Source organism: Streptomyces sp. NPDC051364 (genome assembly GCF_040682115.1).
In the GTDB taxonomy this organism is placed as follows: Bacteria; Actinomycetota; Actinomycetes; order Streptomycetales; family Streptomycetaceae; genus Streptomyces.
In genome coordinates this window covers 56,150-81,016 of the sequence record NZ_JBFBAH010000019.1, presented here as the reverse complement: position 1 = coordinate 81,016, position 24,867 = coordinate 56,150, and the positions used below count along the sequence as shown (strand labels likewise).

The 24,867-nt window shown below is 70.7% G+C and carries 27 protein-coding genes and 2 pseudogenes; 12 read left to right on the top strand and 17 right to left on the bottom strand.

All coding sequences use genetic code 11. The features are described from left to right. Window positions 1-159: 159 nt before the first annotated feature. From AB0M76_RS30425 to AB0M76_RS30415, 3 genes and pseudogenes are all read right to left on the bottom strand, one after another. Entirely contained in the window at window positions 160-990 is an 831-nt protein-coding gene (locus AB0M76_RS30425) for an AraC family transcriptional regulator (RefSeq protein WP_365955936.1), read from the bottom strand. Between the two features lie 201 nt (window positions 991-1,191). After that, window positions 1,192-2,319, bottom strand: a complete 1,128-nt coding sequence (locus tag AB0M76_RS30420) for a PP2C family protein-serine/threonine phosphatase (RefSeq protein ID WP_365955935.1) — start codon at window positions 2,317-2,319, stop codon at window positions 1,192-1,194. A 318-nt stretch (window positions 2,320-2,637) separates the two neighbouring features. Next, window positions 2,638-3,138: pseudogene (locus AB0M76_RS30415) on the bottom strand (helix-turn-helix domain-containing protein); the annotation flags it as partial. 26 nt (window positions 3,139-3,164) lie between these two features. On the opposite strand from AB0M76_RS30415, the pseudogene AB0M76_RS30410 reads away from it, so the two are divergent. Beyond that, window positions 3,165-3,359: pseudogene (locus tag AB0M76_RS30410) on the top strand (N-acetyltransferase family protein); the annotation flags it as partial. 140 nt (window positions 3,360-3,499) lie between these two features. Here AB0M76_RS30410 and AB0M76_RS30405 read toward each other — a convergent pair. From AB0M76_RS30405 to AB0M76_RS30385, 5 genes are read right to left on the bottom strand one after another with little or no spacing between them, the layout of a single operon-like run. Beyond that, a complete protein-coding gene (locus AB0M76_RS30405) occupies window positions 3,500-4,207 on the bottom strand; it encodes an ABC transporter ATP-binding protein (RefSeq protein WP_365955934.1) in 708 nt (235 codons plus the stop codon). Next, entirely contained in the window at window positions 4,204-4,977 is a 774-nt protein-coding gene (locus AB0M76_RS30400) for an ABC transporter ATP-binding protein (RefSeq protein WP_365955933.1), read from the bottom strand. The genes AB0M76_RS30405 and AB0M76_RS30400 overlap by 4 nt, the downstream gene beginning before the upstream one ends. Beyond that, the gene (locus AB0M76_RS30395) at window positions 4,974-5,951 is read right to left on the bottom strand and encodes a branched-chain amino acid ABC transporter permease (RefSeq protein ID WP_365955932.1); all 978 of its coding nucleotides are present in this window, start codon (window positions 5,949-5,951) and stop codon (window positions 4,974-4,976) included. The genes AB0M76_RS30400 and AB0M76_RS30395 overlap by 4 nt, the downstream gene beginning before the upstream one ends. Further along, window positions 5,948-6,826 carry a branched-chain amino acid ABC transporter permease gene (locus tag AB0M76_RS30390; RefSeq protein WP_365955931.1) on the bottom strand — a complete coding sequence of 293 codons (879 nt, stop codon included), beginning with the start codon at window positions 6,824-6,826 and terminating at the stop codon, window positions 5,948-5,950. Before AB0M76_RS30390 ends, AB0M76_RS30395 begins: the two co-directional genes overlap by 4 nt. Before the next feature lies 1 nt (window position 6,827). Beyond that, window positions 6,828-7,952, bottom strand: a complete 1,125-nt coding sequence (locus AB0M76_RS30385; RefSeq protein WP_365955930.1) for an ABC transporter substrate-binding protein — start codon at window positions 7,950-7,952, stop codon at window positions 6,828-6,830. A 291-nt stretch (window positions 7,953-8,243) separates the two neighbouring features. On the opposite strand from AB0M76_RS30385, the gene AB0M76_RS30380 reads away from it, so the two are divergent. The 5 genes from AB0M76_RS30380 to AB0M76_RS30360 all read left to right on the top strand — a co-directional run bounded on the left by AB0M76_RS30380 (window position 8,244) and on the right by AB0M76_RS30360 (window position 11,736). Next, a complete protein-coding gene (locus tag AB0M76_RS30380; RefSeq protein ID WP_365955929.1) occupies window positions 8,244-9,875 on the top strand; it encodes a carboxylesterase family protein in 1,632 nt (543 codons plus the stop codon). Between the two features lie 65 nt (window positions 9,876-9,940). Next, entirely contained in the window at window positions 9,941-10,354 is a 414-nt protein-coding gene (locus AB0M76_RS30375; protein WP_365955928.1) for a hypothetical protein, read from the top strand. Further along, on the top strand, window positions 10,351-10,626 hold the full coding sequence (locus tag AB0M76_RS30370) for a hypothetical protein (protein ID WP_365955927.1): 276 nt from the start codon (window positions 10,351-10,353) through the stop codon (window positions 10,624-10,626). The genes AB0M76_RS30375 and AB0M76_RS30370 overlap by 4 nt, the downstream gene beginning before the upstream one ends. Before the next feature lie 13 nt (window positions 10,627-10,639). After that, a complete protein-coding gene (locus AB0M76_RS30365) occupies window positions 10,640-11,041 on the top strand; it encodes a carboxylesterase family protein (RefSeq protein WP_365955926.1) in 402 nt (133 codons plus the stop codon). Next, on the top strand, window positions 11,035-11,736 hold the full coding sequence (locus tag AB0M76_RS30360; RefSeq protein ID WP_365955924.1) for a carboxylesterase family protein: 702 nt from the start codon (window positions 11,035-11,037) through the stop codon (window positions 11,734-11,736). The genes AB0M76_RS30365 and AB0M76_RS30360 overlap by 7 nt, the downstream gene beginning before the upstream one ends. Before the next feature lie 62 nt (window positions 11,737-11,798). On the opposite strand, the gene AB0M76_RS30355 is transcribed toward AB0M76_RS30360, so the two are convergent. Then, window positions 11,799-12,635 (bottom strand): hypothetical protein, encoded by an 837-nt coding sequence (locus AB0M76_RS30355; RefSeq protein WP_365955923.1) that lies wholly within the window; start codon window positions 12,633-12,635, stop codon window positions 11,799-11,801. Between the two features lie 410 nt (window positions 12,636-13,045). Next, window positions 13,046-13,495 (bottom strand): nuclear transport factor 2 family protein, encoded by a 450-nt coding sequence (locus tag AB0M76_RS30350; protein WP_365955922.1) that lies wholly within the window; start codon window positions 13,493-13,495, stop codon window positions 13,046-13,048. A 123-nt stretch (window positions 13,496-13,618) separates the two neighbouring features. Between AB0M76_RS30350 and AB0M76_RS30345 the strand changes: the two genes are divergently transcribed. The 3 genes from AB0M76_RS30345 (at window position 13,619) to AB0M76_RS30335 (ending at window position 16,110) form a co-directional block, all read left to right on the top strand. After that, on the top strand, window positions 13,619-14,191 hold the full coding sequence (locus AB0M76_RS30345) for a helix-turn-helix domain-containing protein (RefSeq protein ID WP_365955921.1): 573 nt from the start codon (window positions 13,619-13,621) through the stop codon (window positions 14,189-14,191). Between the two features lie 162 nt (window positions 14,192-14,353). Then, window positions 14,354-14,494, top strand: coding sequence for a hypothetical protein (locus AB0M76_RS30340; protein ID WP_365955920.1), 141 nt, complete (start codon window positions 14,354-14,356; stop codon window positions 14,492-14,494). A gap of 101 nt (window positions 14,495-14,595) precedes the next feature. Further along, window positions 14,596-16,110, top strand: a complete 1,515-nt coding sequence (locus tag AB0M76_RS30335; protein ID WP_365955919.1) for an AMP-binding protein — start codon at window positions 14,596-14,598, stop codon at window positions 16,108-16,110. Window positions 16,111-16,130: 20 nt separating this feature from the next. Here AB0M76_RS30335 and AB0M76_RS30330 read toward each other — a convergent pair whose 3' ends face one another. Continuing rightward, window positions 16,131-16,916 carry a DUF4190 domain-containing protein gene (locus tag AB0M76_RS30330; RefSeq protein WP_365955918.1) on the bottom strand — a complete coding sequence of 262 codons (786 nt, stop codon included), beginning with the start codon at window positions 16,914-16,916 and terminating at the stop codon, window positions 16,131-16,133. 109 nt (window positions 16,917-17,025) lie between these two features. Then, complete coding sequence (locus AB0M76_RS30325) at window positions 17,026-17,643, bottom strand: TOPRIM nucleotidyl transferase/hydrolase domain-containing protein (protein ID WP_365955917.1); 618 nt, start codon at window positions 17,641-17,643, stop codon at window positions 17,026-17,028. Window positions 17,644-17,896: 253 nt separating this feature from the next. Here AB0M76_RS30325 and AB0M76_RS30320 point away from each other — a divergent pair, with 253 nt between their 5' ends. Then, window positions 17,897-19,165: a DUF3533 domain-containing protein gene (locus AB0M76_RS30320; protein WP_365955916.1), complete on the top strand. Its 1,269-nt coding sequence runs from the start codon at window positions 17,897-17,899 to the stop codon at window positions 19,163-19,165. A gap of 603 nt (window positions 19,166-19,768) precedes the next feature. Here the strand turns inward: AB0M76_RS30320 and AB0M76_RS30315 are convergent. Next, window positions 19,769-20,803 carry an aldo/keto reductase gene (locus tag AB0M76_RS30315; protein WP_365955915.1) on the bottom strand — a complete coding sequence of 345 codons (1,035 nt, stop codon included), beginning with the start codon at window positions 20,801-20,803 and terminating at the stop codon, window positions 19,769-19,771. Window positions 20,804-20,903: 100 nt separating this feature from the next. On the opposite strand from AB0M76_RS30315, the gene AB0M76_RS30310 reads away from it, so the two are divergent. After that, window positions 20,904-21,527, top strand: a complete 624-nt coding sequence (locus tag AB0M76_RS30310; RefSeq protein ID WP_365955914.1) for a TetR/AcrR family transcriptional regulator — start codon at window positions 20,904-20,906, stop codon at window positions 21,525-21,527. A gap of 52 nt (window positions 21,528-21,579) precedes the next feature. Here AB0M76_RS30310 and AB0M76_RS30305 read toward each other — a convergent pair whose 3' ends face one another. The 4 genes from AB0M76_RS30305 to AB0M76_RS30290 form a co-directional block, all read right to left on the bottom strand. Further along, a complete protein-coding gene (locus AB0M76_RS30305; RefSeq protein ID WP_365955913.1) occupies window positions 21,580-22,356 on the bottom strand; it encodes a polysaccharide deacetylase family protein in 777 nt (258 codons plus the stop codon). 172 nt (window positions 22,357-22,528) lie between these two features. Then, window positions 22,529-22,915 carry a VOC family protein gene (locus AB0M76_RS30300; RefSeq protein ID WP_365955912.1) on the bottom strand — a complete coding sequence of 129 codons (387 nt, stop codon included), beginning with the start codon at window positions 22,913-22,915 and terminating at the stop codon, window positions 22,529-22,531. Further along, window positions 22,912-23,208 carry a metalloregulator ArsR/SmtB family transcription factor gene (locus tag AB0M76_RS30295; RefSeq protein WP_365955911.1) on the bottom strand — a complete coding sequence of 99 codons (297 nt, stop codon included), beginning with the start codon at window positions 23,206-23,208 and terminating at the stop codon, window positions 22,912-22,914. Before AB0M76_RS30295 ends, AB0M76_RS30300 begins: the two co-directional genes overlap by 4 nt. 51 nt (window positions 23,209-23,259) lie before the next feature. Then, window positions 23,260-23,754 carry an Rrf2 family transcriptional regulator gene (locus AB0M76_RS30290; protein WP_365955910.1) on the bottom strand — a complete coding sequence of 165 codons (495 nt, stop codon included), beginning with the start codon at window positions 23,752-23,754 and terminating at the stop codon, window positions 23,260-23,262. A gap of 113 nt (window positions 23,755-23,867) precedes the next feature. On the opposite strand from AB0M76_RS30290, the gene AB0M76_RS30285 reads away from it, so the two are divergent. Continuing rightward, window positions 23,868-24,608 (top strand): NAD(P)H-binding protein, encoded by a 741-nt coding sequence (locus AB0M76_RS30285; RefSeq protein ID WP_365955909.1) that lies wholly within the window; start codon window positions 23,868-23,870, stop codon window positions 24,606-24,608. The last annotated feature ends 259 nt before the right edge of the window (window positions 24,609-24,867 follow it).

Below are 24,867 nucleotides of genomic sequence, written 5' to 3'. Positions count from 1 at the left end.
GCCTGTGAGCGCGCCGGACACGAGAATGCGCAAAAAGTCTTCCATGGAGCACTCCCCCTTCTGGGCCAGGTTCACCATGTGCTTGGCTGCCTGATCAACTACGAACGGGGACACTATCGGCGTGCAGCCGGCCTGGCTTGGACAAATTTGACCTCGCCCTCACAGGGCGAGGGCTCCCTCCGTCACCCGGGCGGCAGCCACCTGGCCGGGAGTGGTCTCGGCCAGGGCGCGGAACTCGCGGTTGAGGTGGGCCTGGTCGTAGAAGCCACAGGCGGCGGTCACTTCGGTGAGATGCGCCCCCTCGCGGGAGAGCAGCCTCACGGCCCGGTGGAAGCGCAGCACTCGGGCGGACATCTTGGGCGTCAGGCCTATCTGTTCGGTGAAGCGGCGGACCAGGTAGCCCTGGCTCCAGCCCACTTCGGCCGCGATCCGGCCGATCTGGATCGCCCCGCCGGCGTGGGACAGCAGTCGCCAGGCATGGCTCACCTCGGGCGCGGGATGCGGGCCACGTTCGATGCGGGCCGCCAACGCGAGGTCGAGCAGGTCGAACCGGGCTCCCCAGTCGCTGGTGGCTGCCAGTTGCTCCGCCAGCACTCCGGCCTCGGGGCCAAGGACGTCGCAGAGCCCGATCACCCTGTTGGTCAACTCGCTCATCGGCATGGCGAACAGCCGGTAGGCGCCCAGTGGGGTCAACTCGAGCCGGATCGCCTCCTGGCCACCAGGGTGGTCACACACCCGGGGCCCGTCCTCCAGCCCCGCAACCAGCGAGCCGGTCACCTGGCTGTCCGGACTCGAGTCCCCCAGCCGATGGACCTGGGTGAACGGCTCCCCCAGGCTGATCACCACGACCGCCCGACCCGTGGGAACCAACCGCACCCGATAGGGCACGGCGCCCGCTGCCTCCCAATAGCCGGCGTAGCTGTGCACGAACGGGCGCAACTGGGCAGGCCACGGGCGGGTCACCCGCCACCGGCCGCCCACCCGGGTCATCGCGACTCCCCGACCGGCCGTGACTGTGCTTCCGGCCACCTGCATGTCCCTCCCCCTCCCGTGGCGACGAGCGCCCGGCGCCGGCCGAGCCCCCTGACGGGTTGGTACGCCTCGGCCCTGCACCACTCCCTGATCAAGCATCAGCATCCCAGAGCGTACGAGCGCGACTCCCGGGCCGGCTTCGACTCCGACGTGACCAGCTCAGATTTGGCTGTGCGGGGCGATCGCGAGCATCGCGATGTCGTCGTGAAGGTTGCGGGTATGCCGGGGAAGGTCAGTGTTCAGGAAGTTGACGACCTCGGCGGGTCCGGGTGCCGCTCGGCCCTCGAAGCGGTGGCGGAGCCGGTCCACGAGCGGATAGAAGTCGCCGCTGGTGTCGCGGGCCTCCACCAGCCCGTCCGTGACCAGTAGCAGTACGTCGCCCCGGGTGAGCCGGTGGCTCCACACCACCGGCCCGTCCGCCGCGGCCAGGCCGCCCAGGCCGAGGGGCAGTGCCGGCGGGCCTTCCAGCATGCGCACCTCGCCGCAGGAGATCAGCACCGGCTCGACGTGCCCGTGGTTGGTCACCGTCACCCGGTGCGCCAGGCTGTCGTACTCGATGAGCACGGCAGTGGCGAACAGCTCCTCGTCCGGGATCTCCTCGGCCTCCCGGGCCAGCCGCCGCTCCAGCCGGGCGGCGACGGCCGGCAGGTCGACCGCCTCGTACGCGGCCTCACGGAAGCTGCCGAGGATCGCCGCGACCGTACGGACCGCCGGGAGACCCTTTCCGCGTACGTCGCCGACGATGGCACGCTCCCCGGCCCGGGTGGCGCGGATGTCGAAGAGGTCGCCGCCCACCATGGTCCCGGCCTCGCTCGGCCGGTACAGGCTGGCCGCCAGCACGTGCCCGACCTGGTGCGGCACCGGGCGAAGCAGGGCCCGCATCAGGGCCTCGGCGACCGAGTTGGCGTGGACGAGGCTGCGTTCCTGGCGGCTGCGGTGCGCGGCGAGCGCGGTCGAGAGGATACCGACGACAGCGGTGGCGATGTCGGCGGTGACGTGGTGGTTCTCCCCCAAGTGGTGGGAGACGGCGGCGAGGGCGCCCTCCAGGAGGATCGCGAACACGGTGAGCGCGGCCACGACGACCGGGCCGAAGGCGTACGCGGCGATGGCGGGCAGGGCGATGAGGAAGAAGCTCACCGCCCACTCCTCCTGGAGGGTGACCTCCAGCAGCAGGACGAGAGCCACGTACGCGAAAGGCAGCCACCGCATCCACGCCGGCGGCGCGGCCGGCCGGAAGCCGTCCTCCATGGCGACCGCGAGGGGCACCTCCGAGCGGGTGCGCCTCACCGCACGCCCCCGGGCGCCGTCGGAGGCGCCACCCACCCACGGGACCTGTGCACACGGGCCTCCTTACACGAGCGTGACCGACCGTCACAGCGTGAGGAGGGAGCGGAGCCGAAGCGTCGATTACGCCGAACGCGGCATGTTGCCCGACAGGTGCGATGCCGCGGCAGTTCGGGGTGGGGTCGACGAAGAGCGGCGTCATGTCGACGACCACCAGCGTGGTGCGGACGGGATCGAGGTTGGCCGCTTCGGACGTTCTGAGTACGCGTACTCAGGTGCACGGCGCCGAGCAGGAACGTGGCGCCTCGGGGAAGGGGCGGGTCATGGCCGTGTGCCGCGGGCGAGGATGACGGCGTAGCGGCACTCGGTGTCGGTGGTGTTGGCGAAGACCCGCGGGGTGGGCTCGCCGAGTTCGATGGTGTCGCCCCCGTCGAGTTCGTGGACCGTGTCCCCGTCATGGAAGGTCAGGTGGCCGTCGAGGACCCAGACGACCTGTCGTACGAAGGCGAAGGCTGCGGCCGGATAGGGCACGCGGGCTCCCGGGGGCAGATGGATCTCGGCAATCTCCGCGGGGAACTGCGGGCCGGTGATCTGGCGGCGCCGGTAGCCGGTGACGGGGTCGCGCCACTCGGCCGCGTCGGCCTCGCGGTGCACCCCGGCGGTTCCTGCCGTGTCGTCGTCCTGCGCTCCGTCGGCGAGGGCGAGCAACGAGGCGATGCTGAGCTGGAAGGCGGCGGACAGCTTGCCCAGGACCACGGCGGTGGGGCTGCTCTCGCCGCGCTCGATCCGGCTGATCATGGCCTGGGAGACGCCCGAGGCGTCCGCGAGCTGGCTGCTTCGGCTCCGCGCTGCTGGCCGGCCTCATCGCCTCGGCGCGCGATGCCGGCCACCACGTCGTGGTCGCCGGCATCGAAGCCGAGAACACCGCATCCATCCGGCTGCACGAACGGTTCGGGTTCCGCCATGTCGGCACGGTGCCGGAAGTCGGAACCAAGTTCGGCCGATGGCTCGACCTGACCCTCATGCAGCTGCCCCTGACCTGAGCAGCCCGAACGGATGTCGCCCTCCGCCCGTTCGTTCCACACCTGCCCGCCGTGGGCGTGCCGCCGGCATCGGCCAGAGGCCGACCGGTGCTTGACCGCACAGACCGACGTGCAGGTATCCGGTGGGGTGACGGCCCTGCTCAGTCGACGCCGAGCAGACGCCGCCGGTCGTCGGGACGGGATGCGAATTCCGCACAGGCCGCTCGGTGGACGATGCACCCCTTCTGCATGACGGCGACGTCCTGCGCGACGGAGAACGCGAGCCCCAGGTTCTGCTCGACGAGGACGACCGACATGCCCTGTGCGCCCACCTCGCGGATCACCTCACCGACCTGGGCGACGATCGCGGGAGCGAGGCCGTCGGACGGCTCGTCGAGCAGCAGCAGGCGCGGATTGCCCAGCAGGGCCCTGGCGATCGCGAGCATCTGCTGTTCCCCGCCGGAGAGCTCGTCCCCGCGGTGCCCGAGCCGCTCGCCCAGCCGCGGCAGCAGCTCGAGGACCCGGGCCCTCGTCCACGGGCCCTTCGCCGGACGCCGCGAGGCGATCGTCAGGTGCTCGGCCACGGTCAGCGGCGCGAACACCCGGCGCCCCTGCGGGACGACGCCGACCCCGGCTCGGGCGATCACGTCGACGCGGGCTCCGGCGATCTCCCGGCCGTCGAGGGTGACGCTGCCTCCGTACGGCCGGACGAGCCCCATGACGGTCGAGATCAGGGTGGTCTTCCCGACCCCGTTGCGCCCGAGGACGGCGACGATCCCGCCCGCATCGAGATCCAGGTCGACACCGCCGAGGACGACGCCCCCGGCGTAACCGGAGCTCAGCTCGCGCACGCTGAAGAACGGCTTCACGAGGAGACCTCCACGGTGCCGAGGTAGGCGGTCTGGACTTCGGCGGAGGCCCGTACCTCGTCCGGGGAGCCGGTCATCAGGTGTCTGCCGAGGTGCATGACGGTGACCGTGTCGGCGAGCTCGAAGACCATGTCGAGGTCGTGTTCGATGAGCAGTACGGTCACCTCGCCGGGCAGGGCGGCGATCAGCTCGGTGAGCCGCGCGGTCTCCGCGGGAGACATGCCGGCGGCCGGCTCGTCCAGGAGCAGCAGCCGGGGGTCGGTGGCCAGTGCGACGGCGACCTCCAGCTGCCGCCGCTCGCCGTGGGAGAGCTCGGCCGCCGCGACCTCGTGCCGGGTGGGCAGGCCCACCCGCTCGAGCAGCGCGTGCGCCCGTGCGAGCTCCTTCGGCCGGGCGCCGGCCTTCCGCCAGCCCCCGAGGCCTCCCCCGGCCTGGCGCAACACGGCGAGCAGGACGTTCTCCAGCACGGACTCGCGCATGAAGAGACTGGAGTGCTGAAACGTCGCTGCAACGCCGAGCCCGACCCGGCGGTGCACGGGCAGCCGGGTCACGTCCTTCCCGTCGACGAGGACGGATCCGCCGGTGACCGGCAGCGTCCCGGAGATCAGGCCGAACAGGGTCGACTTGCCCGCACCGTTCGGGCCGATGATCGCGTGCCGCGCCCCCGCCCGTACGGTGAGGGAGACCTCGTCCAGGGCCCGGAAGGACCCGAAGTGCCGTGACACCTGCCGTAGTTCCAGTAGAGCGTGGTTGTGGTCGTGGTCTGTCACGTCGTTCTCTTCCGGGTCGGCTTGAGCGGCAGCCGTACGCTGGCCAGCCCGCGGGGCAGCGTGTAGACGGCGACGACGAAGAGCACCCCGAGCAGCAACGGCCCGCGCCCGGCAACGGCTTCGAGGTTTCCGAGGTAGTCGCGGGTGAGCCAGACGAGTGCGGCGCCGGCGCAGGCTCCCCACATCGAGCCGGAGCCGCCGATGACGACGGCCAGCAGCGCCAGGGCGGCGATCTCGAATCCGGCGTCGCCGGGCGAGACGAACCGCTGTACCGAGACCCACAGGGCTCCGGCGGCGCCGGCCAGCGCCCCGGCGCCGCAGTAGACGGTCAGGGCGTAGCGCTGCGTCGGGTAGCCGATCGCCCGCATCCGCGGCTCGTTGTCGCGGATGCCGCGCAGGGCGAGGGCGAACGGTGTCGATCCCAGGCGGGAGACGGTCGCGAAGAGCAGCAGGAACACGGCCAGTACGTAGAAGTAGACGAGACCGTCCAGCGCCAGCGCGGGCATGCCGGGCAGCGGTACGACGGGCGGGATGCCCGATACGCCGTCGGTGCCGTTCGTCAGCGACTTCCAGTTGACTGCGGCGCTGTACGCGATCTCGCCGATGGCCAGCGTCAGCATCAGGAAGACCACGCCCCGGGCCCGGACCGCCAGCCACCCGGTCGGCACCGCCACCAGCGCGGAGACGCCCGCGGCGATGAGGAGCTGGAGGATTCCGATGTCGGTGAGTCGAGTCGCCACGATCGCGGCCGTGTAGGCACCGACTCCGAAGTACGCCGACTGGCCCAGGGTCGGCAGTCCGGTCAGGCCGGTGAGCAGGTTCACGCTGACGGCAAGGAGCCCGAACACCAGGATCCGCGACAGGGTGCCGACGGCGTACGGGCCGAGGACGAAGGGGGCCAGGGCCAGTCCGACGACCACCGCGGTCACGGACAGCCGCCGCGCGCCCGTCGAGGCAGCTTTGTGCGGGCTCATGCGCGCACCGCCGACGGGACCAGGCCGTTCGGGCGGACGACGAGCACGAGCAGCATCGTGCCGAAGAGGAGGAAGGGAGCGTACTCGGGGAGCAGCGCCACCCCGAGGGTCTGCACCTGCCCGATGAGGAGCGCTCCGGCGAGCGCGCCGCGCACGGATCCGAGGCCGCCCACGACCACGACGACGAGCGAGAGGACGAGCACGGTCTCGTCGACGCCCGGACCAGGGCCCAGAATCGGCGCCCCGAGGACACCTCCGACCACCGCCAGGGCTGCGCCGGAGGCGAAGACCCCGTACAGCACCTTGCGGACGTCGACCCCCAGCGCGCGCACCATGTCCCGGTCCGCGACGGCGGCTCGGACGAGCGCTCCGAGCGAGCTGCGTTCGAAGACGAGGTAGACGAGGAGCGCGAGGGCTGCCGCGACGCCGATGAACACCAGCCGGTAGACCGGGTACGCGTGGCCGACGAGGGCCACCGTCCCGCGCAGGGCCGTCGGCGGGTCCGTGGGCAGCACCTCGCCGCCGAAGGCCGCGGCAAGGAGGTCGGCGACGATGAAGGTGATGCCGAGCGTCAGCACGGCCTGGTCCAGGTGCCCGCGCCGGGCCAGCGGCCTGGTGAGGAACGTCAGCGCGGCCCCGCCCGTGCCGCCCACCACGGCGCCGGCCGCCAGCGCGAGGACCAGACCCCACAGGCTCCCGTCGGACAGCGCGTAGGCGACGTAGGCCCCGGCGAGGTAGAGCGTGCCGTGGGCCAGATTCAGCACGTCCATCATGCCGAAGACCAGGGAGAGTCCGACCGCGATCGTGAACAGCAGCAGACCGAAGGCAACCCCGTCGACGACGCTGACGAGGTTGCCGTTCAACCATCCGGTCATGTCAGCCGCCCAGCCGGCCGAGCTCGGAGGTGGCGGTGTTGGCCCCCTGCTTGACCTCGCGCAGGTACCACGGCTGGACGGGCGTGCCGCCGCTGTTGAACTTCCAGGTGCCGCGCGGGCTGTCGATGTCCCCCACCTTGGCGATGGCAGCATTGACCGATTCCGGGGTCACGGTGCCACCGGCCGCCTTGATCGCTTTGTCGAGCACCTGCGCCGCGTCCCACGACGCCATCGCGTAGGTGGTCGCAGGCGCCCCGTAGGCGGACTGGTAGGCGGGCGCGAACTGCTTGTTGGCCGCGTTGTCCAGGTCCGCGCTGTAGTTGAGCGCGGTGAGGATGCCGTCGGCCGCCTCTCCCTGCCCCTTCAGCACGCCGCCCTCGGTGAGGAAGCCGGGCGCGTAGAGCGGGATCTTGCCGGCCAGGCCGAAGTCCCGGTACTGCTTGACGAAGTCGACGGCCGCACCGCCCGCGTAGAAGCAGAAGACCGCCTTCGCGCCGGAGTTCTCGATCTGCGCGAGGTACGGCTGGAAGTTCTTCGTCCCCGGGAACGGGGTGTAGACCTCCTCCCCCGCGAGCTTGCCGCCGGCGGGGAGGAAGGTGGACTTGAATCCCTCCACCTCGTCCTTGCCCGCCTGGTAGCCCGCGGCGATCAGGAAGACCGGACCGCCGGCCCTCTCTGCGACGTACTTGCCCAGCGCCTTGCCCGGCTCGTCGTTGACGTACGACGTGCGCCAGATGTACTTGGTCCCGGTCAGCGTCGTCGGCGAGGCGTTCGAGCCGACGAGCGGGATCTTGCTCGTCTCGAAGAGGTCCTTGACCCCGTTGATGGTGGCCGAGCTGACCACGCCGCTCACCGCCAGTACCCGGTCCTGCTTGACGAGCTTCTCCGCCGCCGCCTTGCCGGAGTCGGCCGTCTCCCCTTCGTCGGCGATCACTATCTGCACTTCTCGGCCGCCGAGTTTGCCGCCGTGCTGCTTGACGTAGAGCTCGAAGCCTTGCTTCATGTCGTCGCCGAGCGCCTTGTAGGTCCCGGACTGCGGGACGAGGAGCCCGATCTTCACGGGCCCGCCCTGCTTGTCGCCGTCGCCGGTCCCGAGGCTGGCGCCACCGCATGCGGTGGTCAGCAAGAGGCCCGTCGTGACGGCGATCAGACCAACGGGACGAAACCGACCTGCCATGGAGACTCCGTACGTGGTGAGCCGGCCCTGGTGGACCGGGTGTTGCCGATGGGGTGCCGTGGAGGGTGACACGTGTCTATCGCGTAATTGAGACGGCCGTCAATAGATCGCGAGATATCGAGCGCCAAGACGCTCGCACCCCTTGACCCCGCTCACGAGCATGGCGTAACACTTGCGATCGTCAAATCTCCGCCATATCGATTCGGCGGCGGCCCGTGATCAGTCAGGGAGTGAAGCACCGTGACCGACGATCCATCACGACGCAAAGTCCTCAAGAACAGCACCGTGTTGGCCGGTGCCGCGCTGCTCTCCGGGATTCCGGCCGGGCACGCGGCGCAGGCCTCCCCTCGAGCGGACGATCCCTCGCCCGTCGTGGACGCGCCCGCGGGCCGGCTGCGCGGGGTCGTCGAGGGAGGTCTCACCGTCTTCAAGGGCGTGCCCTACGCGGCGCCGCCGGTCGGCGCCCTGCGCTGGCGGCCGGCCCAGCCCCATCCCGGCTGGCCGGGAACGCGCGACGCCATCGCGTTCGGCCCCAGCGCGCCGCAGCTCTACCGGGAGGGGGGCGACCAGGTACTCGGAACGCACGGCTCTCCCCCCTTCGACGAGGATTGCCTCACGCTCAACGTCTGGACCCCGCAGGCCGACAGCGCCAAGCGGCCGGTGATGGTCTGGATCCACGGCGGCGGTTTCATCTCCGGGTCCGGCTCACTGCCCATCTACTCCGGCGAGACCTTCGCGCGCGACGGCGACCTCGTCGTGGTGACCATCAACTACCGGCTCGGGCCGCTCGGATACCTCTACTTCGGCGAGGACGGCGCCGGCGGGAACTTCTGGCTCACCGACCAGCTCGCCGCACTGCGCTGGGTACGGGACAACGTCGCCGCGTTCGGCGGAGACCCGGACAACATCACCCTCGCCGGCCAGTCCGGCGGCGCGTTCTCGGTCGCGGCCCTGGCCGGAGCCCGGCCCCAGGGCCGCCCGCTGTTCCGGCGCGCCATCCTCCAGAGCCCGCCGCTCGGACTGCAGGTCCCCACGCGTACGGAGTCGTTGCAGCGCAGCGCCGCCTTCCTCGAGATCCTCGGGGCCAAGGACGTCGCCCAGCTGCGGACCCTGCCCTGGCAGCAGCTGATGGGCGCCACCATCGAGATGTTCAAGCGCACCGGACGGTGGGGGTACTGGTCGACGCCGTTCCTGCCCGTGCTCGACGAGGTGACGCTGGACCGCCACCCCTCCGACCTGCTGCTCAGCGGTCCCGGGGCGGACATCGACATCCTGATCGGCTGCACCAGGGAGGAAGCCAACTTCGCCTTCGCCCTCGACCCGACGTACGCCGCCGCGACCAAGGACCAGGTGCTCGCCCGGGCACGGGACACCTTCGGGAACCGGGCTGCCGAGGCATACAGCGCGTACGAGGAAGCCCGGCCGGGCGCCCGGCCGGTGGACGTACTCATGGACCTGATCAGCGACGACCTGTTCCGCATGCCGGGCCTGGCACTCGCCGAACGGCGGGCTGCGGCCCGCAAGCGTCCGGTGTGGGCGTACCAGTTCGACCTCCCGACGCCCGCGCACGGCGGCCGGCTGGCGGCGGCGCACTGCCTGGAACTGCCCTTCGTCTTCGACAACTTCGACAAGTGGTCGCAAGCGCCCTTCCTGACGGGGCTCGACCCGCGGATCCGTGAAGGTCTGGCCTCGACCCTGCACGCGGCGTGGATCTCCTTCATCCGCAACGGCGATCCCAACCACCAGGCCATGCCGAACTGGCAGCGCTACGAACGGGACTCCCGCACCACGATGAGCCTGGACACGGTCACCGCCGCCACGAACGACCTCGCCGGATACTGGCGGCGCCTGCGCCAGCCGACGGCCTCTTAGGCCGTCTGGCCGTTCGGCCCGGCCCCGACGGGGCCGGGCCGTAGCAATCCCCGGCACTCCGGAGCATGGACGTGTCCGTCCCACCCCAGCCCATGGCCCTGCCGTTCACGTGGGCCGACCAGGAACGCCACCTCGTCGGCCACCTCTCGGCCCTGATCCGGCTGGACACCTCGAACCCGCCGGGGCAGGAGATCGCCGTCGCGCGCTATGTCTCCCGCGAGCTGTCCCGCTCCGGCATCCCGCACTCCGTCCTGGAGTCCGAACCCGGACGGGCCAACCTCGTCGCCCGGCTGCCCGGGTCGGGACGGGAACCGCCGCTCATGCTGCTGGGCCACGCGGACGTGGTCGGCGCCCAGCCCGAGGCATGGAGCCATCCGCCCTTCTCGGGCGAGGTGGCCGAGGGCCGCGTCTGGGGCCGCGGGGCACTCGACGGGCTGTCGGCGACCAAGTGGAGGTATCCCTGCTGCACGGCAGGGTGAGCCACCGCGTCCACGACGACCCGGAGATCCTGCCGGTGCTGGGCGCCACCGTGGCCGCCCACGAGCCGGGTGCGCGGGTCCTGCCGTACATCAATCCGGCCGCCACGGACGCCCGCGCCTTCCCCGACACGAAGGTGATCGGATTCTTTCCCTCGGCGAGCGACGCCGACATCATGCGGCTCATCCACGCGCCTGACGAGCACGCCCGGATCAGCGACCTGATGTTCGGCGGGCAATGCCTGCTCGACGCTGTCCTCAGACTCTCCACGTAGAAAGGTGCCACCCATGGGCGTCGCCAGCGTCGTCATCGAAACCTCGGCCGGCAAGATCGCAGGCTCGGCCGCCGGCAACGGGCTGTCCGCCTTCAAGGGCATTCCCTACGCCCTTCCGCCGGAGGGGCCTCTGCGGTTCCAGGCGCCGGCCCCGGTCCCGGCGTGGGACGGCGTCCGTCCGGCGACGTCCTTCGGCGCCGCTCCCCCGCAGCTGCCACTGGTCCCCGGAATGCCCGCGGCCTGGCGGCCGGAGGACGGTCTGGACTGCCTCAGTGTGAACGTATGGACCCCGGGCGGTGCCGGTGACCGGCTGCCGGTCATGGTGTGGATCTACGGTGGCGGGTGGAAGTCGGGCTACTCCGCCGATCCCGGATACGACGGCGAGGTATCGCCCGCGGCGGCGTGGTCATGGTGACGTTCAACTATCGCGTCGGCTTCGAGGGGTTCGGATACGTGCCGGGGGCGCCCGCCAACCGGGGCTTCCTCGACCAGGCCGCCGCACTCGCGTGGGTGCACGAGAACATCGCGGCCTTCGGCGGCGACCCGGACAACGTGACCCTCTTCGGCGAATCCGGCGGAGGTGCCTCCGTCGCCGCCCTGCTGTCCGCGCCCGCCGCGCGCGGCCTGTTCCGCCGCGCCATCGCCCAGAGCATGGCCGGGCGGTTCCTGCCCGAAGAGGAGGCTTGGCGCATCGCCTCGATGACGGAAATGTTCTCCGACGCGTTGTTCCGGATGCCCGCGACGTGGCTGGCCGAGGCGCACGCCGCCGCGGGCGGCCGGGCCTGGCTCTACGACTTCGCCTGGAGCAGCCCGGCTTTCGGGGGAGCCTTGGGGGCCTGTCACACCGTGGACATCCCGGCGACCTTCGGCCACGCGAGAGGCCCCCTGTCCGGCTTCCTGTTCGGCGGCAAGCCCCCTTCCCAGGACTTCACCCGGCTGTCCGAGCAGCTCCGCTCCTCGTGGATCTCGTTCGCCGCATCAGGGGATCCCGGCTGGCCCCCCTTCACGGCAGACCGCCCGACGACCCGCGTCTGGGACGTCGAACCGACGCTCGCCGAGGACCCGCTCCCGGCATCCCGCCGGATCTGGCGCGAGAACTCCGGGCTCTGACGAGGCACCGGACATGAACGCACGCGGGGCGAACATCCCGGACCGGGCGTTCTGCACCGCCTTCAGGGGCGCTCGAAGAGCTGGAGGATTCCGCCGGCCGAGAAGCAGAGCGCCCCCGTCAGAGTGCCCCAGTTGGCGACGTCCTCGTTCACCGGACTCCCGGTCGCGGGGCGGGTGAAGGCCGCCAGAGCCGAGATGAGGAAGAGGACGGAGCCGAGCTGATTGATCGCGACGATCCACCAGCCGAGGTCGTGGGTGCGCACGGCCGGCCGGCCATGGCAGACCTCGAGCAGTGCGAGGTGCCCCGAGATCAGGAACAGGATGCATCCGACCATGTCGGGTGCCCAGATCAGCCTGTTCACCTGCTGGAGCGAGAGCCCCTGCAGCAGGGAACTCAGCAGGTTGATGCCGAACACAAGAGTGCCGACGAACAGCACGAAGGTACTCAGCCAGTCGATCCGGTAGGGCTCGTAGCTCCACCAGGCCCAGGCTCGTGCGGCCGGCGAGCCTCCTCCGGCCTCCGGGCGGGGGGCGTTGATCGCCTGGAGCAGTGAGGTGTAGCCGCCGGTGTTGAAGAACAGGCCGCCGGCGAAGTAGATCCAGGCGCCTGTTGCACCACTCGAGCCGAACTGGGCGACCCAGGCCCCGAGGGCGAAGAGGGCCCCACCGACGGTGAACGCCAGCGCGGCGACGGCGTTCAGCCTGCGCAGGCGGGCGACCGACACGCCCTCAATAATTCGGCGACGCGGTTCGGGATCGCCCGCAGCGCTGACGGTGATCAGGCCGCGCTTGCGTGCCAGGCGGGACTCCCAGACCGCCGTGCCCCCCTCCAAGGGGTGCCAGGTCAGCCGGGTTGTGAATGGTCCGGCTCCCCCGGAGCGCCCTTCGGTTTGGCTCACCCGCCGACCTTAGCCTCTGACCTCCCCCGGTTCCCGGCGTGAGCCTGCCATCTCACCGCGTTGGTCGAATGCACGTCACTTGTTCAGGCAGTTCTGCCGGAACGCCTCGTCGTAGGCGGTGTCGTAGCCGACCGCGTAGCCGTCTACGGAACGCCCCGGCGCCGGTCAGGACGGGTTGAGCCCGGCCGATGGGGCTGCCGCCGGCCGTGTAGAGGGTGTCGCCCACCCGCGTAGAACGACGCGGAGTCGTTCGACCGGTTGAGCGGTACCGCGGAGGCTGACTGGCGGATACGCACGGGCGTGGCCCCGGCGCCCGCGAGCTGCTGCGCGACGGCAGGATTGGCGAGGTGCTGCTCCGCGGCCTGCGGGTTCGGGGGGCGCGAAGGGGCTCACGCAGATATTCGGCGGCCTTACTCGGGCTGCTCACCCTCCAACGCCTTCACCAGCTGCGGCAGGTGACCACCGGCCACGACGAGGGCCAGGTGGTCGTGGAAGTCCCGGCTGCCGACGATCAGGCCGTCGCGGACCCGCAGCACCTGGATGTTCGCGGTTTCGAAGGTCCGCCCGGTCACGCGGTGGTGAACCCGGTAGTCCCACTCGGCAACGGCCACCTCCGGGTCATCGGTCTCCCGGACGACCACATTCACCGGGGTCAGCTCCACGGGCATACTCGCGGAGACTTGCGCGAACCGCGCTTCCAAGACGGCACGACCCTCGAACCTGCGCGGCCCGACCGGCTCGAAGACGGTCTCCACGACAGCGTCCTCTGCATAGAGTTCGGCCAGCTCCGAGAACCGCCCCTCACTGATGCGCTCCAGCAGCTTGTGGAAGACCTCTCGCGGTGACAGCGTTTTGGGCATGATCAACCTCCGGCGGGATCAGCCACTAGAATCGGACTAGCGGCTCCGTTTTCAACGATACGGACTGACAACTCCGGTTGTCCAGAAGTTCTTGCGCCGCATGCAGAGGAAGGCAGAAAAGGGATGACTGGCGCTCAGGAGCGCCCGCTGCGGGCGGACGCCGCCCGCAACCGGGCCAGGGTGCTCGATGTCGCCACGGAGGTGTTCACCACCCGCGGCGTCGGCGTGCCGACCGAGGAGATCGCCCGGGCCGCCGGGGTCGGGGTCGGCACGCTCTTCCGGCACTTCCCCACCAAGGAGGCACTGTTGGAAGCGGTGATGGTGCGCAGGCTGGAGGCGATCGCCGCCATGACCGCGCAGCTGGCAGCTCAGGCCGATCCGGCCGGGGCATTCTTCGCCTGCTTCCGCCTGGTGGTGGAACAGTCGGCGGGCAAGAACGAGTTCGCCCAGGCACTCGCCGCGGCCGGTGTGGACGTGCACGCATCGCTGCACGAGCCGACCAAGGAGATCCAGACCCGGCTGGCCGGCCTGCTGTCCGAGGCCCAGCAGGGCGGGGTGGTCCGCCCGGAGCTGCGCCTGCCCGAGCTGCTTGCCCTACTGGTCGGTACCGGGGCAATGCTGGAACAGCTCGGTGCGGACCCGGCAGCCCGGGAGCGGATCTTCGAGGTGGTTTTCGACGGCCTGCGGCCACGCTGACCGGCGACGTCGCCGGGCGTGGGAGAACGGACCGCGGCCCGGCCCGAGTCGGGGCGCCGGCCCGGACCTTTTTCCGGGTGCGTACAACCCCGGTTGCAGGCGGAATGCTTCCCTTGGGGGAGTAGGGGTCACCTCCTGGTGGTAAGGAGGAATCAACTCCTGGTGGGCCGACACCGGCGGCCAAAGGCGCTGCCTGCCCGGGGCACCGTCTACGCGGACGAAACGCCCCCGGAACCGCTCGCCCGCCGCACCACCGGCATCGAGGTCGACGAAACGCGCGATGTGATCCCCGTCCTCCGCTGAGCACATTGCCCCGACCGGCGAGCCGCCGACAGGGGCTACGGCCGGGCGGGAGACTGGTCGGGACGGGCGTAGAGGTGGTGGCGGTGGTGGTGGCGGTGGAGATGGCTGCGCGGTATGTCGCGGACCTGATCGGTGCGTTGGAACGGAACGCGGGACGCCCCGCGATCGGGGCCGGTCCCGTGGTCGCGGGATTCTCCGAGGTGCTGGCCGATACGTACCGGCTGGCGAGCCTCCTCGGAGAGCTGGGAGTGCGGCGCGGGGCCGGGCTGGCCTGCGTGAGCGGCAACCGGCCCGAGGTGCTGCTGGTCCGGTTGGCCGCGCACGTGCTGGGCGCGCGGCTGACCCAGGTGATCGTCGGTCCCGCCACTCATGGCCTGGACTTCTTGCTGCGGGACTGCGCGCCGGTCGTGGTGGTGAACGACGCCCCGGTGCCCGACACAGGGGTTCCGCGCATCGGGCTGGAGGCGTTGATGCGGCTGGCCCGCGCCCGGGAAGTCCGGCCGGTTCCCGTGCAGGCTCGTGAGGACGACGTGGCGCGTGTGACGTACACCGGCGGCACCACGGGCAGGCCCAAGGGGGTGGCCTCCACCTTCGCCGCGATGGCGGACCGGACCGGTACGCGCGGCAAGGGCGGCGGACCTGCGGAGTCGGTCTACCTCTCGGTCACCTCGCTCGCGCAGCGTTCCGGGGGCCGGTGCCTGGAACACCTGCGCGACGGAGGCCGGGTGGAGATCCTCGGACTCTTCGACACGAGGGAGTTCGCCGCCGCCTGCCGGCGCCTGGCGCCCGTGTCCACATACCTGACGCCCTCGATGGTGTACCGGCTGCTGGACGACCCGACGACCGCCGACGGCGTGCCGGGGCTCGTCCAGGTGTCGTACGGCAACTCCCCCATCCACCCGGAGCGGCTGCGGCAGGCGCTCACGCGCTGGGGTGCCCGGCCGAGGTGGCGGCAGGGCTACGGGATGAACGAGGCCGGGGTGATCTGCAGGCTGTCGGCGGCCGATCACGACGCGGGGGTGACCGACCGGCCATACCTCCTGGGGTCCGCCGGCCGTCCCGCGCCCGGCGTGGACGTGCGGGTGCGGGACCGGGACGGGGCGGAGTCGGAGCAAGGACGTACCGGAGAGGTATGGGTGCGGTCCGAGATGGTGATGGCCGGCTACTGGAATCAGCCCGACCTGACGGCCCAGGTGATGCGGGACGGATGGTTCAGGACCGGGGACCTCGGCCACTTCGACGCCGACGGGTACCTCTACCTCGACGACCGGGTCAACGACGTCGTCATCGTGGACGGTGTGAACATCTACTGCGGTCCGATCGAGACGTCCCTGACCCGGCACCCCGCCGTGTCCGAGGCCGCGGTGGTGGGCCGGGCCAGCGACCTCACCGGTGAGGAGGTGTGCGCCTTCCTCGTGCCGGCGCCGGGTCACCCTCCCACGAGCGCGGTGGCCGCCGAGGCATGCCTCCTGACGGCCGAGGCGCTGTCACCGGCCCACCGGCCGACCACCGTCTTCTGGGAGCCGGCCCTTCCCCTCACCGACCGGGGCAAGCCGGACAAGCGGCTGCTGCGGAAGCGGGCTGCCGGACCGAGTCCTGCACCCACCACCCCGTAGCCCCGACCGACGACTGCGGCTCAGGAACCGGCGGCGCGGAGCGAGCCGGTGCTGGAGCCGCTGCTGTCCCCGATGAAGCAGGTGACCTCTCGGTCGCCGCGGATCCAAGTGGTGGGCTGCGGGTAGTAGTAGTACACCTCGAGCGTATCCGCGATCTTCGCGTCGGCGCCGACGTAGCCGGTGAGCGCCGGGCCCGCGCACTTCTCCTCGGCGATCGAAATGACCTTGTCCTTGCCCGGGTACGCCCCGCCGTCCAGGTTGAAGACGCTGTAGGCCTCCCCCTCGTGAGCTTCGCCGCAAGGCACGATCTTCACCCTGAAGCCGGCGTCACCGCCCTCCTCGTCGTCGTACTCCGCCAGTTTGCCGCCCGTGTTGAAGCAGTCCCCCTTGCGGATGTCCTCCACACGGACGGAGCCCGGGGTGGTGGCCTGGCCGCTGGTGTCGCGCTTCGGCTGGGGGCCGTCGTCCAGGCCTCCGGAGAATCCGAGGACCAGCACGATCGCGTAGAACGCGATGGCCAGGCTGTGGATGACGATGGCCGCGATGGCGAAGCCCTTGCCCTTCTCGCCGCGGTCGCGGATCTGGGAGAGGGCGATGATGCCGAGGATCAGCGGGGCCAGCGGCAGCCCGCAGACGATCGACATGACGAACGCCACGATGGCCAGCGTGTTGGTCTTCTGCGACATCGGGGGCGGCGCGTACCAGCCCTGCTGGCCGCCGTACGGCCCGGGCTGCCCCGGCTGTCCGTACGCTCCCGACTGGGGGTAGGGCTCGGGGGACGACGGTGGCTGCGGCGGTATGGACATGCGTGTGGGTGCTCCTTGCGCAGAGGGTGAAGGAGCAACCTACAGCCAGGGCATGACAAAGCCGGGTTGGGGGTCCGATGGGGGCACGGCGCTCGGACCGGATCGACGGTCACAGGCTCCTGAAGAGGTCGTCGAGCGGGGCCGGTACCTGTCCGGGGTCGAGGGCCTCCGCCAGGAGACGGCCGTAGCGGATCTTGCGGCCCTTCTTCGTGCCGAGGAAGCGCCGCAACTGCTGCTGCCGGGGCCGGCCGTGGTGTGAGGGCTGGCGCAGGAACGTCTGCCAGGCACGCAGGTCGCCCTCGGCCCCGATGATCTCCTCGATCCTCGCCGTACCCAGCGCGCGGATGAGCTCGTCCTCCAGGTCCGCCACGCACACGAAGAAGCTCGGGCCCGGCGCCTGGGTCTGCTTCAGGGCCCGGTCGTAGTAGCCCTGCTCGCGCTCGTCGCACAGTCCTGTCAGGCGCAGGCCAAGACCGGGCGGCCCGAGAAGTCCGGCGTAGCGCCCCACGTTCATCGCCCCGCCCATCGACACGACACACACCCCTTCGGCGGCGAGGTCCCGGTTGCGCCGTGCGGACAGCGCCTCGACGGCCGCAAGGTCGCTCAGCCCTTCCAGCAGAACCGCCGTCCGCAGCCCCAGTTGCACGGCCAGATCACTCGCCGGTCCGCCGGGACCGCCGGCCGCCCAACGGCCGACTGCGTCCCGGAACGCCCATATGTCCACCATGGGGCAAGTCTGCACGTCCACCGACCGGCACGGCACGGAATATTGGCCGGCCGTCGACCGAGGGCAGGCCGCACCGAGCGGCCGTTGGCCGTACGAGTACGCGTACTGCAACGGGGGGAGGAACGCGAGGCGTACGACGGCCTGCGCGGGTGTGGGCCGCATGCTGGCCTCTCGTACGGTCGCCGCGGCATCACCCGTTCGGCCCATCTCACCCGCTGTGCGTCCTTCGCGCCGCCCGAACCCACGGAGAACCATGGCCGAGCCCGCCGCCCCTCAGGCCACTGCCGCGACGCTGCTGCGCCGCCCGCAGTTGTGGCTGGTGCCCACGGTCCTCACCGGGCTGCTCGCCCTGCTGCTGTCCCTGCTGTACATGGGCGGCATCGTCAACCCCAACCGGGACCTGCGCGACCTGCCCATCGCCCTCGTCAACGACGACATCGGCAAGCCGCCGCCCGGGCAGAAGGAGAACCTGGGCACACAGGTCACGACCGCCATCGCAGCCGACACCGGGGGCGGCAAGGCCGAGTGGCGCAGGCTCACCCGTGCCGAGGCCCAGGATCAGCTCGACTCCGGCAAGGTCTACGGCGCCCTGATCATCCCGGCCGGCTTCACGGACGACGTCACCGCCCTCACCACGCAGGGAGCCACCCGGGCGCCGACGATCACCGTGCTCACCAACCCCGGCAAGGGCAGTCTCGGCTCCTCCCTCGCCAGTCAGATCACGACCAAGGCCGCGCACCAGGCGTCCCAGACCATCGGCAGGCAGCTCGCGGCAGCGGCCGGCACGCAGGCGAGCCCCACCGCGAAGCTGCTGCTCACCGACCCGGTGAACGTCGTCACCCAGGTCGGGCACCCGATCGGCATTCACAGCGGCCTCGGCCTGACCGCCTTCTACTACACCCTGTTGCTCGTGCTGGCCGGGTTCATGGGCGGCAACGTGATCAGCAACGGCGTCGACACCGCCCTCGGCTACGCGGACAACGAGATCGGCCCGTGGCACACGCGCCGCCCCACCGTGCCGATCAGCCGCACCCAGACGCTGCTGCTGAAGATGGTGATGACCGCGGGCATCACGCTCGTCAGCGCCTCGCTGGTCCTCATCGCCTGCGTCAGCATCCTCGGGATGGACGCGTCCCACCTGCCCCTGCTGTTGATCTACTCATACTGCGCGGCCCTCGCCGTCGGCCTGGGCGTGCAGGCCATCAATGCCGCGTTCGGCGGGATCGGCCAACTGGTGTCGATGTTCGTGTTCATCGTCCTGGGCCTGCCCTCCTCGGGCGCCACCGTGCCGCTCCAAGCCGTCCCCGGCTTCTACCGCTTCCTGTCCCACTTCGAGCCCATGCGGCAGCTCAGCGACGGGGTGCGCGCGATCCTCTACTTCGACGCCCGCGGCGATGCGGGACTCACCCGCTCCTGGATCATGATCGCGGTCGGCGTCGTACTCGCCCTGCTCTTCGGCTTCGCCATGACCACGTACTACGACCGCAAGGGGCACAAGCGCCTTACCCCGCAGCCCGCCTGACCCCGTGAAACCGGCGGTTCATTTTCCGACGGTGTTCATCAGGACGATCGCCGTGAGGTTGGCGAGGATGACGGCGAGGACGCCGATCATCATGGCCCAAGCCCTGCGCGATTCGTCCATGTTCATGTCCATGGGATCACCTCCCGCCTGACGCGCGTGTCGCACGCACGCGCAGTGGCCGCACAACGCTCCGGCCTGCCTCTTCCATGATGGACCGGTTGCGCCGGGCGCACGCGCGCAGACTCTGCCCGTGTGTCTGTGTGGGGGGCGGGGCACCCGGTATCGTCCGCCACAGCAGCCCTGGTCTTCCTGGCGGCCGTCGGCCCGGCGCCGAACGCCGCAGCGGCGGATCACGCTCGCGGAGCCCCGGCCGGGAACCGAGCGGAAGCGTCGTCGAAGTTCATGCCCGGCCCCTGCCCCAAGACGTCCGAGCACAGCGCTCCGGCTCCTCCGGAGGGGTCACGGGCGGCGGCACCGGGGCGGCCACGGGCGGCGACACCGGCGCCTCCGGTGACCTCCGTGACGACTTCTACTACGGCGTCTGGGTCGGCCTGGATCCCCGATCCGGCCCCATCGTCAACTGAATCGCCCGAAGGGACCGGCCTAGACCACCGGCGGGTTGAGACGGGCGAAGCCCTCCTGCCGGTGGTACGGGAAGTAGGGATACGGGGCCGTCCGGCTGCTCGCCGCGTCGAGCCTGGCCATCTGCGCAGGGGTGAGCGTCCAGCCCACGGCTCCGAGGTTCTGGCGCAGCTGTTCCTCGTTGCGGGCACCCACGATGACAGAGGAGACGGTCGGCCGCTGCAACAGCCACCGCAGGGCGATCTGCGGGATCGCCTTCCCCGTTTCCTCCGCGATCTCGTCCAGGGCGTCGACCACACGGTAGAGGTACTCGTCCTCCACCGGCGGACCGTAGTCGGCGGTGTCGTGCAGCCTGCTGCCGGCGGGCAGCGGCCGGCCCCGGCGGATCTTGCCGGTGAGCCGGCCCCAGCCGAGGGGGCTCCAGACGATCGCGCCCAGCCCTTGGTCGAGCCCGAGCGGCATCAGCTCCCATTCGTAGTCGCGGCCGACGAGGGAGTAGTGGACCTGGTGGGCGACGTAGCGCTCGCGGCCGCGGCGGTCGGCGGTGGCCAGGGATTTCATGGCCTGCCAGCCGGAGAAGTTGGAGACGCCGAGATGACGGATCTTCCCGGCCCGGACCAGGTCGTCCAGGGTGGAGAGCACCTCCTCCACGGGGGTGCCGGCGTCGTAGGCGTGCAGCTGGAAGAGGTCGATGTAGTCGGTGTCGAGGCGGCGCAGGGCTGTATCGACCGAAGTGATCAGGCGGGATCGCGAGGTGCCCGCGTCGCCGGGCCCGTCGCCCGTGGGCAGGCCGGCCTTGGTGGAGATGAGCACCTGGTCCCGGCGCCCCTTGAGGGCTGCCCCCAGCACCTCCTCGGACGCGCCGTCGGAGTAGACGTCGGCGGTGTCGAACATGGTGATCCCGGCGTCGATGCAGATGTCCACGAGGCGGCGCGCCTCTTCGACACCCGTGTTGCCCCAGGCACCGAAGAGCGGTCCCTGTCCGCCGAAGGTTCCGGCGCCGAAGCTGAGCGCGGGCACCTGAAGCCCGGACGTACCCAGTCGCCTGTACTCCATGACGAATCCCCTCTCACGCACCCAGCTAATGGGGCTGCGGTTCCGTTAAGATGCCCTCAGCGTAACAAGGCTCAGCACTTAATGGAACAGGAGTCCCGTTATGGAGTTCGCGGAAGCCGAGTCCGACCCGGGAGCCACCCGGCCCGGAGGGCGTACGGCGCGGGTGCGGGCGGCGGTGCTGCGCGCCACCGAAGACGTCCTGGCCGAGCAGGGCTTCGCCCATCTGGACCTCACCGACATCGCGCGCCGCGCGGAGGTCGGGAAGACGACCGTCTACCGCCGCTGGGGCACGGTCACCGGTCTCGTGACCGATCTGCTGCTGGACATGGCACAGCAGTCCGTGCGGCACACGGAGACGGGCTCACTGCTCGGGGACCTGAGGGCCAACACCCGTCTGGTGCAGCGGACGCTGGCCGATCCCCGGCAGGGAGCCCTGTTCAAGGCGGTGATCGCGGCCGGCACCTGCGACCCGAAGGCGGCGGAGGCCCTGTACGGCTTCTACAGCGCCCGCGTCGAGGAATGGGCGCCGTGTGTCGAACAGGCCGCCGCCCGCGGTGAGGTGCCCGAGGGCACCGACCCGCACGAGGTGATCCGCGCGGCGTCCGCCCCGCTCTACTACCGCCTCCTCACCACCGCCCTCCCGCTCGACGAGGCCGCCGCCGATCGCTGCGCGACGGCCGCGGCGATGGCCGCGCGTGCGGGGGCGTACGTACGGGAGGCGTAGCGGTACCGTCGCCGTGGACGGGGTCCCGGACGCCGAGGCCCGAGGGGATTCCTTACGGGGTGGTACGGACCGGGAAGGTGAAGGTGTAGCCCCGTGCAGTGAGCCAGGGCAGGTACTGCTTGAGCGCGGCGACCGTCTCGCTGCGGTCGCCGCCGCCGTCGTGGAACAGGACGGTCGGCTGCTGGGGCAGCTTGCCCTCCAGCGCCGCGACGATCGCAGGCAGACCCGGGCGGCTCCAGTCCTTGGGGTCCACGCTCCAGCCCAGAGGCCGCATCCCGCTCGCGGTGGCTATCGCACGGCTGTCGGGGGTGAAGGCGCCGCCCGGCGCACGGTAGTAGTTCACGGCGACACCCGGCACGGCCTTCTCGATCATGGCCTTGCCGTCCAGGATCTGCTGCCGCTGGTAGGCGACGGGCTTGTGGTCCATTGTCACGTCGTGGTCGACGGAGTGGTCGCACAGCTGGTGGCCGTCGGCGGCAATCTCGCGTACCAGAGCGGGGTACTTCTGTGCCCGGGTTCCGATCATGCAGAAGGTCGCCTTGACGTGGTTCTGCCTCAGCACCTTGAGGACCTGCGGAGTCCAGCGGGGGTCCGGACCGTCGTCGATGGTGATGGCGACGTTGTGGCCCGGGCCCTGGGCCAGCCGGGAGATCCCCACCGGGATCGGGGTGGCGCCCTGGGCGGGCCCGGAGGGGGCCGACGACCGGCCCGCCGAGCCGTCCGCAGCGGCGAGCGCCGGCGTGCCGGCTGCTGCCAGAAGGCCGAGGACGGCCCCCGTCACGGCGAATCCTGCCCGCCGACGACGTACGGAACTGATGATGACGCCCATGGACGCGCTCTTCCTTTTGCGCTCGGCCCCCGGATCTCACGTTGCCGGTCCAGGGTAGGTCACGCGTTCGGGGGCCTTGTTCCTCCGATCGGCCGATACGCCGCGGGGCCGGCGACACGCGGCCGGCAGATCGCAGGCAGATCGCACCTGGGCGCCTGACGTCCGGGGCGCCCTACTTGCTGTGCAGGATCTGGATCAGGTTGCCGCAGGTGTCGTCCAGAACCGCAGTGGTGACCGCGCCCATCTCGAGCGGCTCCTGGGTGAACTGCACGCCGAGCTCGCGCAGCCGGTTGAACTCCGCGGGTACGTCGTCCACGGCGAAGGCCGCGAGCGGGATGCCGTCCTTGGCCAGCCCGTCCCTGTACGCCTTCACCACGGGATGACCGGAGGGCTCCAACAGCAGCTCGGTCCCGTCGGGAGCCTCCGGCGAGACCACGGTCAGCCAACGGTGCTCACCCAGCGGGACGTCGTGCTTCTTCACGAAGCCGAGCACCTCCGTGTAGAAGCGCAGTGCCTTTTCCTGGTCGTCGACGAAGACGCTGGTCCGGTGGATCTTCATGGGATGCTCTCCGGGGTGCGGGGCCTGAGCCACCGGGTCGCGATGCGCTCAAGAGGTTCGGTGTTCAGATCGTGGAACTTGTAGCGGCCCTGGCGCCGAGAGACCACCAGACCCGCGGACTCCAGTACGGCCAGGTGCTGGCTGATCGCCTGGCGGGACAGCCCCAGGCCGTGCTTGGTCACCAGCCGTGCGCATATTTCGAACAGGGTCTGGCCGTCCCGTTCCACCAGCTCATCGAGGATGCGCCGACGGGTGGGGTCGGCCAGCGCCTTGAAGACGTCCTCATCCGCCATGACCACCACCATAGGCAAGTTTTGGCTTGCCTATCAAGCGCCGTTGCGGCGTCAGGTGCTGTCGGCAGGATTCGACGGGTTCAGCCAGGCCCCGATGGCCGGCAGCGCTTCCGGGCCGCCGTCCTGCTCCACCGAGCCCACGAGGTCGGCGATGGACACCTGCTGCAGCGACGCCCGCCAGGCGGCATCGGCGGCGGTCATCACACGGGCGATGGCGCACGGCTTCGTGCAGTCCTGGGGCGGGGTCCCGAGCGGGCCCCGCTGGCGGATCTCGGTGCACACGAACGCCGGGCTCGCCCCCTCGACGGCCTGTACCACGTCCAGCACCGTGATCTCGGAGGCGGCCCTGGTCAAGGCGTACCCGCCCGTCTTGCCCTGGACGGACGTCACGAGGCCCGCCCGGGACAGGGCCTGCATCTGCTTGGCGAGGTAGCTGGGCGACACGTCGTGCAGCCGCGCCAGCCGGGCCGCCGGCACCGGCTCGGTTGCCGCGGTCAGCACCACACAGCAGTGCAGCGCCCACTCCACGCCACCGGACAGCTTCATTCACCCTCCCGTTTGACTCGGACCCAGAATATCCGAGTATCATCTCGGACAAGACTTATCCGAGTTTGCGCCGCGACGGGCCGCGGCACTCGGCTCACGGAAAGGGCACGGCCATGAAGATCACGGTCATCGGCGGCACCGGACTGATCGGTTCCCAGCTCGTCTCCAGGCTCCGCGAGGCCGGACACGACGTGGTCGCCGCGTCCCTGTCGAGCGGGGTCGACCTGCTCAGCGGCGCGGGACTCGACCAGGCACTGGAAGGCGCGGACACGGTCGTCAACGTGACGAACTCCCCCACGTTCGACGACGCCTCCCCGGACTTCTTCCGTACCACCATGGGGAACCTGCTGACGGCGGGCGAGCGCGCGGGTGTCCGCCATCAGGTCGTCCTCTCCATCGTCGGAGTCGACCAGGTGCCGCAGCTGGACTACTACCGCGCGAAGACGCTCCAGGAGGACCTGCTGCGCACCGGGCCCACCCCGTACTCGATCGTGCGCGTCACCCAGTTCTTCGAGTTCATGGACGCGGTCATGTCCTGGACCACCGACGACCAGACCGTCCGGCTGCCCGCCACGCCCATCCAGCCCATCGCGACGGCCGACGTGGTCGAGGCGCTGGCCGACGTCGCCACCGCCAAGCCGCTGGACGGCACGCTCGACGTCGCGGGCCCCGACGTCTTCACCCTGGACGAGCTCGGCCGCCTCACCCTGTCCGCCCGGCAGGAGCAGCGCACCGTCGTCACCGACGCGGAGGCGGGCATGTTCGCGGCGATCTCCGGCGACGTCCTCATCGCAGGCCCCGACGCACGCCTGGCCCCCACCCACTACAAGGACTGGCTCGACAGCCGCCGCTAGGGCCCAAGGACCCAAAGGTCCAAAGGTCCAAAGGTCAGCAACGACCGGGCGAACGTGCCCAGTCACAGCATGGGGGGGCAGGCAAGCGATTTCCGCTGCCCCCCTTTCCAACCCGCCGGTTCCAGCCAAACCTCCCCTCCAGGAACCCCCGGAACCCGGCCAGTGCCGGAAACGATCAGCCAACAGGGCCGAGCCGACTGCGCCGGCAGGTCGGCCAGATCCGGCTGCTCCGGCCTTCGCGCTGCGGTGTACTCACTCC